Origin of the sequence: Paenibacillus campi (assembly GCF_034659835.1) — a bacterium.
Classification (GTDB): domain Bacteria; phylum Bacillota; class Bacilli; order Paenibacillales; family Paenibacillaceae; genus Saccharibacillus; species Saccharibacillus campi.
The window spans coordinates 931879-945500 of record NZ_JAXSQZ010000001.1 but is presented as its reverse complement, the minus strand read 5'-3'; the positions used below and the strand labels follow the sequence as shown (position 1 = coordinate 945500).

The following is a 13622-nucleotide window of genomic DNA, read 5'->3' as shown; positions in this document are numbered from 1 at the left end:
AGCCCTCAGCCTAACCGATATATTTATACAGATTGCCAAGAATATCAGACGTGTAATCGACCAACACCGTCAAAATCCACGGACCGAACAGCAGCAGCGCAAGCATGACAGCTACGATTTTTGGCACAAAGGCAAGAGTTTGCTCTTGAATCTGAGTAGTCGCTTGAAAAATACTGACTAACAAGCCGACTACAAGTCCAAGAATCAGCATCGGTGCGCTCACTTTTAACACGGTATATACCGCTTGTCCTGCCATACCGATGATAAACTCCGAACTCATAATTTACCTCCCTTTACCCGGCAAATGGATAAGGCGCAGATTCATCGTGAAGAGCTGCGCTAATTGAAACTCATAAGCAATGATTTGACGATCAAATACCATCCATCCACCAATACAAATAACAGAATCTTGAATGGAAGTGAGATCATCACCGGCGGTAACATCATCATCCCCATCGCCATCAATACACTGGCGACGACAATATCGATGACAAGAAACGGTATAAAAATCATAAAGCCCATCTGGAATGCTGTTTTTAGCTCACTGATCGCGTAAGAAGGAACCATGACCGTAAGTGGGATATCCTGTACATTAGATGGCTTAGGCGTACCGGTATATTCCAGAAAAAGCAGCAGGTCTTTCTCGCGGGTATGCTTGAACATAAATTCCTTGATCGGCTTCTCCGCAGCTTGCAATGCTTGCATCTGCGTCAAATTCCCTTGCAGATACGGCTGTAAGGCAACTTGATTCATTTGTGACAATGTAGGCGACATAATGAATAATGTTAAAAATAAAGCCAGCCCTACCAGTACCTGATTGGGAGGCATCTGGTTAGTCCCTAATGAAGTACGGACAAAGCTGAGCACAATCACAATACGTGTAAAACTGGTCATAAGCACCATAAACGCTGGAGCTATACTAATGATGGTAATAAGCAGCAAAATGGACAATGAGCTTGTCGCCGCACCACCGGATGAGCTATTATTATTGCCGATTTGAATATCGATATTAGGTATTGGATCGGCAGTTGCTGCAAATATCGGATGCACTGACAGCACACTAACGGCAAAAAGCAGCATAATAGATAAAATCAGCTTTTTTTTCATGAATCCCTCGACCGATCTGTAGAATCTTCCTCCTTCAACAACTGCTCCATCTTTTCCCGTCGATTCGGAATTTCGCGAAGCTTGCTTTCGAACACTTCCTGAAAAGCGTCCGTATGCTTAAGCTCCTCCTCTTGGACGTTGGACTTAGGACGTAGCTTGCTGCTGAGTTTGGAGATCAGCGGAGTGAAAAAATTTTCGTTCTCCGCCGACTCGGATTGAAAAGACTGAATAACCAGCATCGCTTCCTCTGGATCGGAAATTTTATCAACCAATGTAATATCATCTCCGACACCGATCAAATACAATGTATTGCCAATTTCAATCACTTGTAATGATTTATTCGGTCCCAGTGCCATACCACCTATTGTACGAATGGCGCGACGGGATAACCAGGATTGATTTTTACGACCAAGAAACCGAAGCAACAAAATAATAAGGGCTATTATTACAGCCAAGACGATTATAACCCAAACAAGGTTTAGGATATAACCGCCTGTTCCTCCCATTGTGGCTGTTTCACCTGACATGGGAATATTCTCCTATACGCCCAGCGTTTTGCTGATCGCTTCGATAACACGATCCGCTTGGAAAGGTTTTACGATAAAATCTTTGGCACCTGCCTGAATGGCATCAATAACCATCGCCTGCTGGCCCATTGCGGAACACATAATAACTTTCGCTCCGCCGTCGAGCTTTTTGATTTCTTTCAGAGCGGCGATACCGTCCATCTCTGGCATCGTGATATCCATAGTGATCAAATCGGGGCGAAGCTCTTTGAATTTTTCTACTGCTTGTGCTCCATCCTGTGCTTCTCCTACTACTTCATATCCGTTCTTTGTCAGAATATCCCGGATCATCATTCTCATAAAAGCTGCATCATCCACGATAAGAATACGATTTGCCATTGATTTAAAATCCTCCCTAAGTGATCTTTATTGTATTTTTTGAATTCGGTCCCACTGGCTGACGATATCCGTTACGCGAACACCAAAGTTTTCATCAATAACAACTACTTCACCTTTGGCAATCAGTTTGTTGTTGACTAAGATGTCTACCGGTTCGCCCGCCAATTTGTCCAGTTCAATGATTGCGCCCTGGGACAATTCGAGGATATCTTTAATTTGCTTTTGGGTCCTTCCTAATTCTACGGTGACTTTAAGTGGTATGTCCATCAATAAGTTCAAATTATTTTCATCCAGGTTCGGGGCAGCACCTGCTCCGAAGTTGGCGAATTGAACCGGTTGGACATTCACTTCACGCCCAGCAGGTGCACCATAATGCTGTGGTGGCTGCGGAGGCATGTTATAACCATAGCCTGGTGGAGGATACGGATATTGTTGCTGATAAGGCGGATACGGCTGCTCAGGCATGCCATACGGAGGTTGTTGACCATAAGGCGGCATTCCTCCTGGCGGTGGCATCGGCGGCATATTAGACTGCTCAGGCGCTTGCTGAGCTGTTGGTTGTGTCGCCTGTGGCGCAGCAGCTTGAGGAGCCGGTGTGCTGGCTGCTGGTGTCTCCACCGCAGGTGTGCTTTCTTCTCCACCGTTGATCAAAATATCGACCATGTATTTGGCAAACTCTACCGTCAACAATTGCATAATCGTCGAATCGATCAGATCACCGATCAGGAGACGGAACGAAATTTTGATCAGCGTCTCGTCCGCAGGCAACATGCTAACCCCTTTGTCATTGCTCACATCAAGGATATCGATGCCTGGAGGCGAGATGTTAACGAAGCGATTAAAGATCGTCGACATCGATGTTGCCGAGGAGCCCATCATCTGGTTCATCGCTTCCTGCACAGCGCTAATATGAATTTCGTTCAATTCCTCATCTTTTGGTTCCCCACTTCCGCCGAGCATCAAATCCGCAATAATCTGAGCATCACGGGTTTGAATAACGAGGGAGTTGATTCCCTGAAAGCCATCTACATATTCGACATGCACAGCAACGTGAGGCTTTGGAAACTCCTCCTCAAATTGCGAGCGTGTGACGATACCGACACGAGGTGTCGTAATATCCACTTTTTGCCCCAGCAGCGTGGATAACGCTGTCGCCGCACTGCCGAAGGTGATATTTCCGATTTCGCCCAGAGCATCCTGCTCTAGCGGCGTCAGAAAATCGTCAACCGTCTGGGCAGCGGAAACGGCAGAACCGCTATCCTCACCTGACGACTGTTTAAGCAAAGCGTCGATTTCTTCCTGCGACAAATAATCTTTACTCGTCAAGTCCTTCCACTCCTTCACTGACGATTTCGTTAATCTGAATCGCTACCCGATCTTTGACGGTACCGGGACTGCCATAAAACTTGAGCTGGTTGCCTATCTTGATGGACAAATCCTGTCCGATTGGCTTGTTGAGCGAAATTACATCGCCTACCGACAAACTGAGAAACTCCTGAATCGATAGACCAGATTCGCCCAGCTCAGCGATAACTGGCAGCTGTGCGCGATGAACACGCTGTTTCAGCGCTTCCACTTCTTCCAGTGCCGGCTCCTTTTTTTGCGAGAAAAAAAGATGATTGGCAGACAGCTTGGTCATAATCGGTTCAATAACTACATGCGGGATACACAAGTTAATCATCCCTGTCGTATCACCAATCTTCGTGCTAAGCGAGATCAGGGCGATGGTTTCGTTTGGCGATACGAGCGACATAAACTGTGGATTCGTTTCCAGCGCTTCCATACGTGGCGAAAGGTCAATGACCGTTTTCCAAGCTTCCTGCAAACTTTCAAAAGTACGGCTGAACATACGCTCGATAATCGTCGTTTCGATCTCGGTCAGGGCAGTAATTTTGGCGGGCGCCGTTCCTGTTCCCCCCAACATACGATCCAACATAGCAAAAGCGATATTAGGATGAACTTCCAGCACCATTCTTCCTTCAAGCGGCTCTGCCTCAAAAATGTTCAAAATCGTCATTTTCGGAATGGAACGAATAAACTCATCATAAGGCAATTGCTCCACTTGTACGACACTAATTTGCACAAATGTACGAAGCTGCGCCGAAAAGTAAGTCGTCAAATAACGGGCAAAGTTTTCATGAATGCGCGTCAAACTGCGGATATGATCTTTAGAAAAGCGAACTGCCCGTTTAAAATCATAGACGCGAACTTTTCTTTCGGTGTCCTCTTTTTTGAGTTCCTCCGCATCCATTTCGCCGGAAGATAATGCTGCGAGTAGGGCATCAATCTCTCCCTGGGATAATACATCTACCATAATCTCACCCCCTTGCGATATAAAAGGATTCGGTTGTAGTTGTGGATGATCGCTTGATTAGAGGGAACTGATAATGCGATCAGAGACCTCAACATCCACCACCTTGCCGCTTTCTTCCGGCAACGAGCTATTGATCAGCTTCATCAGCTTGGCATCCAGTTGTTGAATACCATCCGCGCTGCGCAGAGCATCCGGCTGTGTATCGGCAAGCGTTCTGATGATGATTGGCTTAACCTTCAAATCTTTAATCAGATCAAAGTTAGCCTTTGCATCTTTGTCTGCAAGTTGGAAAGAAAAGCTGATTTTCACGACATAAGACGGATCACCCAAGTTTGTCGTCAAGTCTGTAATACTGGATGATACTTCCGCAATCTCGGAAGCGCTCATGCTGGCAAGCTTTGCTTTTTCGGCCGCTGCGACTTCGGCTGCTGTCATCGGTTGCTTGTTGCCAAATAAATTTCCAAACAGCAGGAAATAAGCAACGACACCGATTAATCCCAATGCGAGCACCCCGCTGATTAACCAGGGTAATAACTTCTTCATTCCAATTCCTCCATATGCTGCACCTTAATCGTTCCGGTAAGTGTGCCTATGCTTTTATTATACTCACGAATCAGGTTCGTCACTTGCTCGGCTTTTTCAAGCACGATCAAACGCTTGCCTGTCGTTAAGGTAATATACGTATCTGGCGTTTCTTCCACCATTTCTATCAGCAGGGCGTTAAGCCACATGGGAGAACCATTGAGCCGCGTGACCGGGATCATAAATACCCCTCCTTGAATGTCTGTCTGTAACAAGCATACTGTGCCTCGGTATTAGAGCTAGAGCATATGCATCATGCAGATCGTAAGCTGGAGCCTTGACCGCCAAACAGAGGGAGCATAACAACTCTCCCTCTATGGCATCTTCACTCTTAACGTTTCAAGTTAACGATCTCTTGCAAAATATCATCGGAAGTCGTAATAATACGTGAGTTCGCCTGGAAACCACGCTGTGCCACGATCATTTCCGTAAATTCATCCGTCAGATCAACGTTTGACATTTCCAGCTGACCAGCGACGATTGAGCCGGTTCCAGCCGTTGTATCACCGGCAGTTGTCAGCGTCAAATCGTCAGTAATCGCATTCGGCGTTACACGGTACAAGCTACCGCCGATTTTCTCCAGACCTTCCGGATTCGTTACTTTGGCAACGCCAAGCTGAGGTCCTTGAGCGGTCGTTCCGTCGGCATTCGTATACAATAGTGTACCGTTTGCCTGAATGCTGAACGAGACGACACCATCATCGATCTGAATCGGCGCACCGCCGCTATCTACAACAAAACCGCCATCAGAAGTAACAAGGTTACGTGAAGCATCGACATGAAAGTCACCGGCACGAGTCAAGTAAGGAACTTCCTGGTCTGCGGACAGCTTAACAGCGAAAAAGCCATCACCATCGATCCGCAAGTCAGTCGGATTGTTAGTCGTTTGTGCACTACCTGCCAGATGCAGCGTATCGATCGATGATACACGGCTACCCAAACCGATTTGCTGTGCGTTCACACCGCCGCTCGTTCCGTCTACAGGAGCGGTGACGCCTTTAGTCGTTTGGCTCAAAATATCTTGAAACATAACGCGGGATTTTTTAAAGCCAACTGTATTCACGTTCGCGATGTTGTTACCGATAACGTCCAATTTAGTTTGAAAACCTTTCATACCCGAAATACCGGAATATAACGATCTTAACATAAATTTCTTCCTCCTAATGGATGCAAAATTGTAACTTGGACTGCTTCAGTCGGTCAGCAGTCCACTGGCTTCCCGTTTAAGGTCCAGCCAGCAATCAAAGAATGACGGCGCTGTCTATTTGTGTAAATACATTGTCCTTCATCGATTTGCCATCCATGGCGGTCACGACGGTTCGGTTTGGTACGTTAACGATCAACGCGACTTGATTTTGCATTAAGATGAGCGAATCCTTCGCTCCTTTAGCTGCTGCTTTATCAATCGCCTGATTGAGGCTGGCAATCTGCTCACTGCTAAACTGGATGCCTCTTTGCTCTAACCGCTTGGAAGCATGATTGCTAAACTTCAATAGATTTTGGTCAAAAATAGCTTTGAATTCATTGCCTTGTGTTGCTGCCGCCGGAGTGTTAGGCCGTCCGATCAAGCTCGAATTCAGCTTGGAAGGATAAAGCTGACCTACTTGAATCGGCCCATTCATGACGCGTTCTCCCCAGAAGTGGAAGCTGTACTCGTACTAGAAGTCGATGTGGAGCTATCTGCGCTTTTCGCTGGCTCTGTTGTAGTTTTGCTCGCTGTAGCGGTTGCAGCCGGTGCGGTTGTGCTTTCGTTTGCCATATTGCCGGATGTGCTATTTCCAGTCGTTGTGCCTGTAGAAGTCGTATCCGAAGTTGTAGTTGTAGCTTTATCCGTAGTACCGGAAGCAGCAGACGTGCTCGTTGCTGAACTGGATGTTGACGCTGTGCCTGTGCTCGTTGAAGCTGGCGTTTCAGTCGACTTCGCCGATGTTGAAGTATCGCTGGCTGACGTGCTCGTACCGCTTGTCGTTGATGCCGCTGGTGTCGTTGTAGTGCTCGTTGCTGCTGGCGTTGTTGTACTGCTCGTTGCAGGCGTTTCGCTTGCCGCATTCGTAGCTGCACTTGTCGTACCTCGTTCTACTTTCGTAATCAAGGAGATCGGAATCGCATTTTCGCCCACTTGCGCATATAGCACTTTATCTTTTAAAACGATCGATTCAGCGGTGCCGGATTCGTACGTTGAGTTGGTCGCTCCGGTTTTGGAATCGGTTGTTTCATTGAGCCATGTGATTTTTTTGCCGATCAATTCGGAAGCGCTGCCCAGCGATGTGTCCATTGAGCCTTGCACCTTATCCATTTTTTCATTAATACTAATCAACTGCTCGACAGAGGAGAACTGCGCCATCTGAGCGACAAATTGTGCATTATCCATCGGGGATGTAGGGTCCTGATTTTTAAGCTGTGCCACCAAAATAGCCAGAAATTGATCTTTACCCATCTCTTTTTGTTTGGTCGCTGCCGCTTTTTGCACATTACCTGTCGAATAGTTCGGCCATACATTAGATGTTGAAATTGCGTCTGGCAATTGATTTCACCTCCATCCTTATTAAGCTTTAGCTACATACGTACTGCCATAGTTCATCATATTAGCGACGCCAGGCGTACCGGTGGCACGTTGGTCATCACGCCATTCTTTCAGCTCGCCACCAATCTCAGCTGTTAGCATCGCATCATCGGATTGCTCATCTTTGGACTTGGAGCGACGACCGGATTGCTGCTGACCTGCGCCGGATTCAAAGCCTTGTCCTCCATGATACATATCGGAGAAAGCTCCCGAGCTTTGCGCAACCTCAAGCTTGTCTACTTGCAAGCCTTGCGCTTGAAGTGCGGTACGAAGCTGTGCCATTTGTTGTTCTAATGCATCTTTGGCACCGTGCTTTTCAGTAATGAACTGAGCGAGTAGCTGTCCATCTTGAATCGAAATTTTCACATCCACCTGACCGAGATGCTCCGGATTCAATATAATACGTGCTTCGGACAAACCGCCGAGCTGATGAATGTCAAACTTGTTGACGATAAATTTGCTCATCTCACTTGGGAAGCTTTGCATCGGAATCGTTGCTGCTGGTGCCTGCATTGGTGTAGATGTCATCGAAGCTTGAGCGCGCATTGCCAGCTGTCCTGCCGTTACTACGCCGGATGGCGGTTGGTCGTCCGCAGCGGTTGTTGCTGCCATATCGACTGAAGCCTGCGCTGTAGATGCTGTAGCAGCCGTTCCCGCTTCACCTGACTTGGAGTCATTGTTCACAATAATTTCAGCCGGGTTATTGCTTTGCTGACCATTCGGATTATTACCGGAAGAAGTTGATCCGCCTTCACCACCTGCTTTGTGCAAAATGCTTTGCAAATTGTTGAGCAGTTGTTCCAGCTTCGGGTCTGCTGGCTGATTGCCACTTTGTACGGCTTGCATCTTTTCAACGATTTGGGATACCGCATCCGCTACTGCAAAACGAAGCGTATCTGCATGCTGTGCAAGCGCCGGTAAAGAAGCTGTAGCGCCGTCGGCAGTACCGTTAGCTTCTGTTGCCTGATTACCGCCGCCAAGTACTTGTTGTACTTGTACAAGCCATGATTGCAGCGCCTGTACGAGCGTCGGATCGTTCATAATAGAAGCGTCCATATCCTGCAATTTTTTGAGCAGATCATCCAGCAATTTGCCCACCTTTTGTACTTTGGCGTCACCTTGACCTTCACCGCTGACGCCTTGCTCCCCCGACATTAACGCCTGCAACATTTCGAGCAACGATGCCGCACTGCCCATCAAACCGGAGAGCGCTTGCCCTTCTGCTGCCCCTGCACTAGCGCCTGCTGCGTTAGTCCCGCCTGCATTCATCGCATACGTAAGCGTCTGCGTAAACCCTGTACCTGTTGCGCTGTTGCCTGTCGTTGTCGCTCCACCTTTCATTTTCGCTACTGGAGTCGAACTGGAATTAGCCGCAAAATTTTGAAGTGTCATACTCATCTATTATCACCTCCCTGAAGCGAAAAATGTATAAGAAGGAATTCCCAAGTATTGCATTTGGCATAAGAGTAGGAAAATATTCCGATCACCCCGTTAAGTTAATTGCCCAGCAAGCGGTTAACAATTTGGGCGGTTGCAGCAGGGTCCTGTGTGGACATTGCCGACAAAATGCCTGCTCTTGTTGCGTCATCAAGATTGTTCAACACTTGAATCGCTTTCGTCTGACTGACTTTGGCGGTTTGCAGCAATAATGATGCTGCACTTGTTGCCGGCATTGTCGTAAAAGTTTGCGCCATCGCCGCCGTATCTAGCTTTGTAACGGTTTTTTGCTGCACAGGTTTTTCATTGGCTGCGGCTGCTTGCATAGCAGCAAGGCTAGCAGGTGTAGCGTTTTTGAGCGCCAACGACGTTACCGCAGCTGCCTTAGGGTCCATCTTCTGCAAAATGCCAGCTTGACTTTCCGCGTTCATCTTGCTGAATATGAGCACCTGTTCATCTGTTGTCATATTTTGCATAATCGCTGCGGCTTTGGCAGCGGTCATGTTGGAATATACACTCGCCAGATTTTTCAGTTGCTTGTCCTGTGCCGTCTGCGTCGTAGAGCTGGAAGTGCTTCCTGCGCTTGTGTTGCCTGTCGTTGTCGTGTCAGTCGTGCCTGACGTCCCATTCCCTGTTGTGCCAGATTTGCTGTTCAGCTCACTTTTCAGTTCTTGAATCTGTTTCGCTTGATCTGTACTTGTCTTTTGTGCATCACTTAGTTGCTGCTTTAGCTGATCCACTGTCGCGGCTGTACTTTCCGCTTGATTGGTCGCTGGGTCTGCACTACTACTATTATCGGCAGATGGCACCAAATTTTTCACTACAGGAATTTTATCGAGTGTGTTGAACATCGTATTGCGCAAATTCACATTAAACAGCATAATAATTGCGCCGATTAACACTAGTGTAAACAGAATGGGCGTGGCGATGACTAGAAATCTTCCCAGACCTCCGCCTTCTTTTTCCATGTCCATCTCCATTGTTTTCTTCGCCACGGTAAACCTCCTTGAGCCCTCATGCTTGACTGTATCGTCGCTTCCTTTTAGCAATTCTAGCTGCTTACTGCCAAACAGGGAACGATACAGTCCGGGAATTTATCTCGATTGCATTGCAAACCGAACGGTTGCCATCTCATCCAGTGCGTTTTGCTCACGAAGCATGTACTCATGCATGAATTTGGCTTTTGCCTTATCCTTTGCTTGCAGCCATACCTTTTCATCGACCATTTTCTCAGTTAAATGAAGCTTTTTATGATCTACATTTAATTGGGCTTTACGTACAGCAGCGATTTTTTTGGCGATTGCCTGATCGAGATAGACGACATAACGCTGCATATTTTGCAGCTCCATTATAGGAGCGGATTGCTCAATCGCCTGATTGATCGCTTCCAGTGTGCGGTTCTGATCTTCCAGCAATTGATCGAGCGACTGTTCTTCCGCTTGCAGCTCACCAAGTGCAGAAGATAATAGCCATTCGGCTTGGTTTTTAGCACCTGATTTAATATCGACGACTTTTTGGAAGTTATACTGGAAATTCATAAATTATCAGCTCCTCGCAAATTGGACAATCATCTGCTCCTGTGCATCATGCAGCGTCGTTTTTTCATCTACTTTTTGTTTGGTAAAATTCCACACATCCCTAATTCGTGCAATCGCTTCATCAATGTCCGGGCTTGATCCTTGTTGATAAGCTCCGATATTGATTAAATCCTCCGACTCTTTATAAACGGACATTAGACGTTTCATATTGTTGGCAGCATCGTTTTGCTCATCTTCCACAATATCCTTCATCACCCGGCTAATACTTGCCAGTACATCGATGGCAGGAAATTGCCCTTTGTTAGCGATCGAACGATTGAGCACAATATGACCATCCAGTATCCCACGTACGGCATCAGCGATCGGTTCATTCATATCGTCCCCATCGACGAGCACTGTATAAAATGCAGTAATTGAGCCTGACGGTCCGGTTCCTGCACGTTCAAGCAACTTCGGCAATCCGGCAAATACGGATGGCGTATACCCTCTCATCGCTGGTGGTTCACCGATCGCCAATCCGACTTCACGTTGTGCCATCGCGTAACGGGTAACCGAGTCCATCATAAACATTACATTCATACCGCGATCACGAAAATATTCAGCAATCGTAGTGGCAATCAACGCCCCTTTGATCCGAATCAGCGCCGGCTGATCTGATGTCGCAACAATGACTACGGATCGCTGCAAGCCTTCCGGACCAAGATCGCGTTCGATAAAGTCACGCACTTCGCGTCCACGCTCTCCAATCAAGGCGATTACGTTCACATCGGCTTCGGTGTTACGGGCAATCATGCCCATCAGCGTACTTTTACCAACACCGGAACCGGCGAAGATGCCGACACGTTGTCCTTTACCGATCGTGAGTAGCCCGTCGATCGCTCTTACGCCTACGCTCATCGGGTCCTGTACTCTAGGTCTTGTCATCGGATTCGGTGGTGAATTGAAGGTGGAGTAATGAGTCATGCGCGCTGGTAGCACCGAGCCATCCAGCGGCTGTCCCAATCCGTCCAACACCTTGCCTAACAGCTCCGATCCGACTTGTACCGTCAGCGGTTTGCCCGTTCCGACCACATCACAACCAGGTCCGATCGATTGCAGCTCGCCAAGCGGCATTAACAATACTTTATTGTCACGGAATCCGACCACTTCTGCACGCAGCGGATCGAATCCTTTAGTTGGATAAATGTAACAAACATCACCGATGCTTGCGTCCGGCCCTTCCGACTCTACCATCAAGCCGATGACCTGGGTCACTTTACCATTGATGCGTACCGGATCAAGCTGCTTCAGATAGTCCAGATAACGGCTTGCATTAAGTTCCTGCATTGCCATTCCCCCGCTCCTCATCATGAAGTGCTAAACGCAGCAGTTCCTTTTTCAGTTCGACCAACTGCGTATCGACCCGTGCATCTACACTACCAAATGCAGACCGAAGCACACAGCCACGATCGCGAACCGTTGCATCCGGCAAAATTTGCAGCTCTGCCTGTGAATCGATCGACAGCACCAATTCTTCACGCGCCGCATGAACAAAATCAAATTGTGAAGGGCTAACACAAAGTGTAATGACACCTTGCTCCCGTTTGCGTAGCAGCGTCTTTTTGATTAGCGACACGACCAGCTCCGGCTGTTCACCAAGCTCTTTGTCGATTACCTTTTCAGCAATTCCGCAGCTCAATTCAACGAGAAACGGCTCCGCTTCCTGAATAATCTGCTCTTTCGCTTCATACGCTTGCGTTAATACCATCTGCGCTTCTTCCATCGTCTGCCCGATATGTTCCTGCAATTCCAATTCTACGCGTTGTCTGCCTTCTTCAAAACCTTGCTGAAAAGCTTCCGCTTTTACCGCTTCGATCAGATGCTCATCTTGCTCACGCCGCTCTTGCCACCAGCTCGCGATCGTATCCTGCGCCTGTTGCAGCATACGTTCCGCTTCTTCAGCCGCTTCGCGCACTTGCCGTTCGGCAAATTCGCGTGCATCAGCCAGCATCTGCTCTTTCATCAAAACCGTTTGCTCATCTACTCTAGGCTGATCATATACAATGTGCGGGATATGCTGGGACGTTCCTGCAAGATCGTTCGCTTTAAAATAATCTTTGCTCAGATCGAGTTTTTTCAAAATTTCAACTGGAATATATTGGGATGATTTTATCAAATTAGACAATGATATCATCTCCTCCGCCACGCGCTATGATGATCTCTCCAGATTCTTCGAGTCTACGGATAATACCTACGATACGGCTTTGAGCTTCCTCGACATCTTTAAGCCGTACAGGCCCCATAAATTCCATTTCTTCTTTGAACGTATCCGCCATCCGTTTGGACATATTGGAAAATACAGCTTCACGCACATCTTCGCTTGCCACTTTGAGCGCGAGCTGCAAATCGGCATTTTCCACATCGCGAATGATACGTTGAATTGAACGATTGTCGATATTGACGATGTCCTCGAATACGAACATCCGCTTTTTGATTTCTTCCGCCAATTCCGGGTCCTGAATTTCCAACGAGTCCAAAATCGTACGCTCGGTTCCGCGATCGACGCCGTTCAAAATTTGTACGATCGACTCGATACCGCCAGCATTTGTGTAATCCTGTGTGACGGTAGAGGAAAGCTTTTGCTCCAACACACGTTCCACCTGTGCGATAATTTCCGGTGACGTGCTGTCCATAACCGCTACTCTGCGCGCAACCTCTGCCTGTTTTTCCTGCGGCAAAGACGATAGAATAACCGCCGCCTGCTCGAACTGCAAATAGGACAGCACGAGCGCGATCGTTTGCGGATTTTCATTTTGAATAAAGTTTAAAATCTGACTTGGATCAGCCTTGCGTGCGAAATCAAACGGTCGTACCTGAAGTGTAGCAGTCAGGCGATTAATAACTTCCATTGCTTTCGATTCGCCAAGCGCTTTTTCCAAAATTTCTTTGGCATAATTGATACCGCCCTGGGAGATATATTCCTGCGCCAGGCATATTTGATGAAATTCGGATACGACAGAGTCTTTTTCAGAGCTATCCACTTTACGCACATTGGCAATTTCCAAAGTAAGCTGCTCGATTTCTTCATCGCGCAAATGTTTGAAAATTTGTGCGGATACTTCAGGGCCAAGTGAGATGAGCAGGATGGCCGCTTTTTGTCGTCCGTTCAGTATAGCTCCCTTTGCCAAACGTATTCA

At 47.4% G+C, this 13622-nt stretch carries 17 protein-coding genes; all 17 read right to left on the bottom strand.

Features of this window, described 5'->3' with window-relative positions:
• Positions 1-10: 10 nt before the first annotated feature.
• Positions 11-280: a flagellar biosynthesis protein FliQ gene (gene fliQ / locus U1I11_RS03790; RefSeq protein WP_322903927.1), complete on the bottom strand. Its 270-nt coding sequence runs from the start codon at positions 278-280 to the stop codon at positions 11-13.
• Positions 281-339: 59 nt separating this feature from the next.
• Complete coding sequence (gene fliP / locus U1I11_RS03785) at positions 340-1107, bottom strand: flagellar type III secretion system pore protein FliP (RefSeq protein WP_322903925.1); 768 nt, start codon at positions 1105-1107, stop codon at positions 340-342.
• A complete protein-coding gene (locus U1I11_RS03780; protein ID WP_322903923.1) occupies positions 1104-1634 on the bottom strand; it encodes a flagellar biosynthetic protein FliO in 531 nt (176 codons plus the stop codon). Before U1I11_RS03780 ends, fliP begins: the two co-directional genes overlap by 4 nt.
• A 12-nt stretch (positions 1635-1646) precedes the next feature.
• Positions 1647-2012 carry a response regulator gene (locus U1I11_RS03775; protein ID WP_188776663.1) on the bottom strand — a complete coding sequence of 122 codons (366 nt, stop codon included), beginning with the start codon at positions 2010-2012 and terminating at the stop codon, positions 1647-1649.
• A gap of 27 nt (positions 2013-2039) precedes the next feature.
• Positions 2040-3338: a flagellar motor switch phosphatase FliY gene (gene fliY / locus U1I11_RS03770; protein ID WP_322903921.1), complete on the bottom strand. Its 1299-nt coding sequence runs from the start codon at positions 3336-3338 to the stop codon at positions 2040-2042.
• The gene (gene fliM / locus U1I11_RS03765) at positions 3328-4326 is read right to left on the bottom strand and encodes a flagellar motor switch protein FliM (protein ID WP_322903919.1); all 999 of its coding nucleotides are present in this window, start codon (positions 4324-4326) and stop codon (positions 3328-3330) included. Before fliM ends, fliY begins: the two co-directional genes overlap by 11 nt.
• 57 nt (positions 4327-4383) lie before the next feature.
• Positions 4384-4869, bottom strand: a complete 486-nt coding sequence (locus tag U1I11_RS03760; RefSeq protein WP_322903917.1) for a flagellar basal body-associated FliL family protein — start codon at positions 4867-4869, stop codon at positions 4384-4386.
• Positions 4866-5090, bottom strand: a complete 225-nt coding sequence (locus U1I11_RS03755) for a flagellar FlbD family protein (protein WP_188776659.1) — start codon at positions 5088-5090, stop codon at positions 4866-4868. Before U1I11_RS03755 ends, U1I11_RS03760 begins: the two co-directional genes overlap by 4 nt.
• Positions 5091-5239: 149 nt before the next feature.
• Positions 5240-6055, bottom strand: a complete 816-nt coding sequence (gene flgG / locus U1I11_RS03750) for a flagellar basal body rod protein FlgG (protein ID WP_322903915.1) — start codon at positions 6053-6055, stop codon at positions 5240-5242.
• 94 nt (positions 6056-6149) lie between these two features.
• Positions 6150-6530 (bottom strand): TIGR02530 family flagellar biosynthesis protein, encoded by a 381-nt coding sequence (locus tag U1I11_RS03745; protein ID WP_322903914.1) that lies wholly within the window; start codon positions 6528-6530, stop codon positions 6150-6152.
• On the bottom strand, positions 6527-7432 hold the full coding sequence (locus U1I11_RS03740) for a flagellar hook assembly protein FlgD (protein ID WP_322903912.1): 906 nt from the start codon (positions 7430-7432) through the stop codon (positions 6527-6529). The genes U1I11_RS03745 and U1I11_RS03740 overlap by 4 nt, the downstream gene beginning before the upstream one ends.
• 21 nt (positions 7433-7453) lie before the next feature.
• Positions 7454-8869 (bottom strand): flagellar hook-length control protein FliK, encoded by a 1416-nt coding sequence (locus tag U1I11_RS03735; protein ID WP_322903911.1) that lies wholly within the window; start codon positions 8867-8869, stop codon positions 7454-7456.
• 98 nt (positions 8870-8967) lie between these two features.
• Positions 8968-9903, bottom strand: coding sequence for a MotE family protein (locus U1I11_RS03730; protein WP_322903910.1), 936 nt, complete (start codon positions 9901-9903; stop codon positions 8968-8970).
• A gap of 99 nt (positions 9904-10002) precedes the next feature.
• Positions 10003-10446: a flagellar export protein FliJ gene (fliJ, locus tag U1I11_RS03725; protein ID WP_322903908.1), complete on the bottom strand. Its 444-nt coding sequence runs from the start codon at positions 10444-10446 to the stop codon at positions 10003-10005.
• 6 nt (positions 10447-10452) lie between these two features.
• The gene (gene fliI / locus U1I11_RS03720) at positions 10453-11772 is read right to left on the bottom strand and encodes a flagellar protein export ATPase FliI (RefSeq protein ID WP_322904493.1); all 1320 of its coding nucleotides are present in this window, start codon (positions 11770-11772) and stop codon (positions 10453-10455) included.
• Positions 11759-12610, bottom strand: a complete 852-nt coding sequence (locus U1I11_RS03715; RefSeq protein WP_322903906.1) for a FliH/SctL family protein — start codon at positions 12608-12610, stop codon at positions 11759-11761. Before U1I11_RS03715 ends, fliI begins: the two co-directional genes overlap by 14 nt.
• Complete coding sequence (gene fliG / locus U1I11_RS03710; protein WP_322903904.1) at positions 12603-13613, bottom strand: flagellar motor switch protein FliG; 1011 nt, start codon at positions 13611-13613, stop codon at positions 12603-12605. The genes U1I11_RS03715 and fliG overlap by 8 nt, the downstream gene beginning before the upstream one ends.
• Positions 13614-13622 lie beyond the last annotated feature (9 nt).